Origin of the sequence: Paracoccus sp. (in: a-proteobacteria), assembly GCF_032007265.1 — a bacterium.
GTDB lineage: Bacteria > Pseudomonadota > Alphaproteobacteria > Rhodobacterales > Rhodobacteraceae > Paracoccus.
Map to the genome: position 1 here is coordinate 1 of NZ_DALZMB010000184.1, position 3606 is coordinate 3606.

The 3606-nt window shown below is 60.7% G+C and carries 3 protein-coding genes and 1 pseudogene; 1 reads left to right on the top strand and 3 read right to left on the bottom strand.

The annotated features are described in order from the left end of the window. The first annotated feature begins 183 nt into the window (after positions 1 to 183). Positions 184 to 1077: a MurR/RpiR family transcriptional regulator gene (locus tag RTS12_RS20275; RefSeq protein WP_312531890.1), complete on the top strand. Its 894-nt coding sequence runs from the start codon at positions 184 to 186 to the stop codon at positions 1075 to 1077. Between the two features lie 23 nt (positions 1078 to 1100). Here RTS12_RS20275 and RTS12_RS20280 read toward each other — a convergent pair whose 3' ends face one another. The 3 genes and pseudogenes from RTS12_RS20280 to RTS12_RS20290 form a co-directional block, all read right to left on the bottom strand. Further along, the gene (locus RTS12_RS20280; protein WP_312531892.1) at positions 1101 to 2486 is read right to left on the bottom strand and encodes an ATP-binding cassette domain-containing protein; all 1386 of its coding nucleotides are present in this window, start codon (positions 2484 to 2486) and stop codon (positions 1101 to 1103) included. Beyond that, entirely contained in the window at positions 2477 to 3235 is a 759-nt protein-coding gene (locus RTS12_RS20285) for an energy-coupling factor transporter transmembrane component T (protein ID WP_312531894.1), read from the bottom strand. Before RTS12_RS20285 ends, RTS12_RS20280 begins: the two co-directional genes overlap by 10 nt. A 5-nt stretch (positions 3236 to 3240) precedes the next feature. Next, positions 3241 to 3606: pseudogene (locus tag RTS12_RS20290) on the bottom strand (ECF transporter S component); the annotation flags it as partial.

Genomic DNA, 3606 nt, shown 5'->3' on the forward strand with positions numbered 1-3606 from the left:
GCGACGTTCATATTCTTGAAGCAACATGGCGCTTTATCGCAGCAGGCTGATCACAAGAGCAACTGCATTCGTGCGATCGAAGGCTGGCCGCGCCAGATTTCAACAGCGCATGCGGCGGAAATCAATTGATTTCGCGATGCCGGAATGGAAGATGCTGAAACATTCGGTGCAGGGGTGAAACAAATGACGCAGAACGGGCCCTTGCGCCAAAAGCTGGTCGAGCGCTTTGACGATATGTCGCCGCAGCTGCAACAGGCGGCGCGTTATTTGCTCGACCATCCGCAGGATGTTGCGCTGAGTTCAATGCGCGAGTTGGCGCGCAACGCCGGTGTTCAGCCTGCCACCATGACCCGTCTGGCCAAATTCTTGGGCGCGGATGGCTATGATGAATTGCGCAATGAGCAGGCCGAGGCCATTCGACGCGCACCCGATGGGCTTTTGCCACGCGCGTTGGCCAGCGGCTCGCATCCGCCCGCAGGCAGCCCCCAAGAGCGCGCAAGGGCCATGCTGCTTAGTCTATCGGCGCAGATCGCCCGGCTTGCCGAACCCGAGGGGCTGGCCCAGATCGCGGCGGCGGCGGGCTGCCTGAAACAGGCGAAGCGGATCTACGTTCTGGGTGCGCGATCATGTCATTCTGTGGCATGGCAATTTCACTATGTCATGTCCCTTTTGGGTGAGGCCAGCATCCATCTGGACGGTCCCGGAGGAACCGGTACAGACCCGTTGATCCACGCGGGCGAAGGCGATGTTCTGATGGTGATCTCACTTCTACCATATGCACGTCAAAGCGTTGAAATAACTGAATTTGCAAAAAATAAAGCTATGGTTGTCGTGGCCATCACCGATAGTGCTGTCTCGCCTTTCGTAACGCTGGCGGATCATGTCATCCTTTGCCCCGTCGAAAGCCCAAGCTTCTTTCACAATCTAAGCCCCGCGCTTGCGGTCTCCGAGGTCCTATGCGGACTTTTGGCGCAAGCCAATCGCACCGAGGCCCTGGATCATTTGGCGCGAACCGATGCCCAACTCAAAGCGCTGAACACCTATTCATCGGCGGTCCCCCGACGCGATCTGCGCTAAAGCATTTCAAAATAGCTGTTGGATCAGCTGAACTGGGACAAGACCGCAGTTCGCCCCGAAACGGCCAGGCGATGGCTGGCGTTGCGCGTTGTAAAGTCCTCATCATGGCAGACAAACAGAACTAATCCGCCCTTTTCGCAGAAATTGCGGATTGCCTGCTCCAATAGGGTCAGATGGTGGGCATCAAGCCCGCGCTGCGTCTCGTCCAGGATCAGCACTTTGGGACCATGCGACAGGGCGGCGGCGACCGCTGCCAGCCGTCTTGCGCCATTATCCAGATCAAAAGGATGGTGATGCGTCACAGCGCCGATGCCAAGCGCATCAACCGCGGCCTGAGCCATCAGATCAGGTTCGCTCATGCGCTGTAAACGGGGGGCAAGACGTGCTTCGCCCACAACGCTTGCGGCCGTGAACTGGCGATCGGCATTTTGAAAGACCATGCCCAGAACGCCTGCCAGAACCCGTGCCTTGACCTTACCGACTTCCAGCCCGGCCAGCGTGATTTGGCCCTGATCAGGCCGGTTCAGCCCGGCAATCAGGCGCATCAGCGTGGACTTTCCGGCCCCATTCGGCCCCGTGACCGCAATTGCCGCCCCGCCCGGCAGATCAAGATTGACCCCCTTGAGCAAAGGCGTATCGGCGGCATAGGCGAATGAAAGATCGCGGATCTGAACCAGAGGGGAATAAGATTGCGCGCTGACTTTGCGCGTTTCAGGGGCAGGTGCCGCTGCGCCTTGGGTCGTGGCATCATGCTGTGTCAGCTTGCCATCCGCCAATGTTTGAAACCGGGTGAAACCCTGTGCCAACCATTCATCGGCGCGAATATCCAGCGCGATCACCGCAAGCCCGGGTGAAAGGGTGGCAAGGCGCGCAATCAAGCCCTGACGCGCAGCTTGATCCAGATCGGTTAGCGGCTCGTCAAGGATCAGCAACCGCGGTCGAAACGCCAGAGCCGCGGCAATCGCCAATCGTTGGCTTTCGCCACCCGACAGCCTGCGCGGATCGCGATGCGCCAGATGATCAAGCCCCATCGCGGCCAGTGCCTCATCGGCGCGCTGCGCAATTTCGGCGCGGGGAAGATTCAGGTTTTCGGGGCCAAAAGCCACTTCGGCACGCAGCGTGGCCGCGCGGCCAGAAAGCTGCAAATCGGGCCTTTGCCCAACAAGCTGTATGTCAGAAACACGATTGACCAGCGGCCATGATGACAGCGGCTTTTCTTGCCAGCTTAGGCTCGAGGCATCGCTTGGAGGCAAAATTCCCGCCAGAATACGCCCAAGCGTGGTCTTGCCCGAGCCGTTCTTGCCGATCACCGCCAAACGCGCGCCCGGCTTGAGATCAAGGTCGATCCCCGCAAAAAGCGCGGTGCCGTCGGGCCATTGGAAATGCAAATCGCGCAGGGTTAAAGCCATGCCCATAGCCCCCACAGCAAAATGGCCAGCGTCAGCCCCAACATCGCCAGGCGAAGCCGGAATTGCGCCATGCTGTCGAGAGGTGGCGACAGTTGATTGCGCCGGGGTTGGCTGCGAAAGCCGCGCGCCTCTAGCATCTGGGCGCGGGGGGCTGCCTCTAGCAATTGCGCGCGCACCAAGGCAATCACGACCCACCACAATGCCTGAAGCCGATGCCACAGCCGCCCCTCATTCAAGGCAAGGCCGCGCAGACGCATGGCATCGCTCAGAACTGCCCCCTCTTGGGAAAGGCCCGCAGCAAGGCTAAGGGGCGCCGTCAAGAGATAGGTCAAACCAGGCGCCAGGCCCTTATCCTCCAGCCCATCCGCCAAGACGCCCGGCGGCGTCGAAAGCACGAAAAGCAGACCCGCCGCCAAAAGTGCGGCAAGACGCAGCAAGATCATGCCGCCGTGGGCCAAGCCATCGGGGTAGATGGTCACATATCCCCAATCAAGCGGGGCCCCGCGAACGATCAGCAGGCCATGGACCACAGAAATGGCCACGGCGAGGGGCGCCAAGAACAGCGCCATGCGCCGGATCAAGGTCGCGCCGATACCGCTTTGCCACGCCCAGATCAGCGCGGCAGCGACCACAAGCACCAAAACCCACCAAGCCGCGACAGGCAATAGCCCCAAGACCGGCAGCGCCAGTGCCAGCTTGGTCAGCGGGTGCAACCGATAAAGTGCACCCTGCCCGGCATGCGCCAACACCGACTTTAGACCGGGCGGCTATGGCGCAGGAACGGCCAATCGCTGGTGATGCGCTGAGGCAGACCGCGCAAGATCGCCCATGCCAACAGCGCCGTAACGATCTTATCCGCCAGATTGGCGATAATGACGGTGTAAAGGGTCGAGCTGAAAATATCGCGTCCGGTTTGCAGCAGCCAGCCCGTCAGGAAATCCGCGCCGCTGCCGGTCACGCCGCCAAAAAGCCAGACCCGGATCGGCACGGCAATCAGTGCCAAAGCAACGGCAATGATCGCCCCCGAGATCGCAGCCTGCACCGGCCCTTTGAACATGCCAATGCCGGCCAGAAGGCCCGCCACCAGACCGATGACACCCGCAACCGGGGCAAAGGCTGC

Excerpts from the sequence above, each read along its gene's own strand:
- RTS12_RS20275 (WP_312531890.1), top strand. The coding sequence starts at position 184 with ATGACGCAGAACGGGCCCTTGCGCCAAAAGCTGGTCGAGCGCTTTGAC.
- RTS12_RS20280 (WP_312531892.1), bottom strand. The coding sequence starts at position 2,486 with ATGGCTTTAACCCTGCGCGATTTGCATTTCCAATGGCCCGACGGCACC.